This is a genomic window from Rhodobium orientis, assembly GCF_003258835.1.
Taxonomy (GTDB): Bacteria; Pseudomonadota; Alphaproteobacteria; order Rhizobiales; family Rhodobiaceae; genus Rhodobium; species Rhodobium orientis.
This window is the reverse complement of the sequence record NZ_NPEV01000242.1, coordinates 1-233: the sequence shown is the minus strand read 5'-3', so window position 1 is coordinate 233 and position 233 is coordinate 1. Positions and strand designations below refer to the sequence as shown.

Annotated in this window: 1 protein-coding gene; it reads right to left on the bottom strand. The window is 52.4% G+C overall.

The window, feature by feature from the left end; all coding sequences use genetic code 11:
- Positions 1–233, bottom strand: a 233-nt coding sequence (locus CH339_RS26040) for a thiamine pyrophosphate-dependent enzyme (protein WP_245408208.1), incomplete at both ends; no start/stop codon positions are given.

The window sequence follows — 233 nt, the reverse complement described above, 5'->3', positions numbered from 1 at the left end:
CCGACGATTCCGTTTGCGCCTAGCATCCCTTTGTCAAAGTCTGCAATATGCATCGATCCGCCTTTTCCTTTACAAAGTCCTGCAGATTTTCCGTATATCTCGGACATCATGCCTTTCAAGTCGCACCCTTTTGCAATGCAGTGCCCATGGCCGCGATGTGTGCTCGTGATGGTGTCTTCATCATTCAGATGAGCGCAGACGCCCGCAGCGACCGCTTCTTCTCCGGCGTAAAG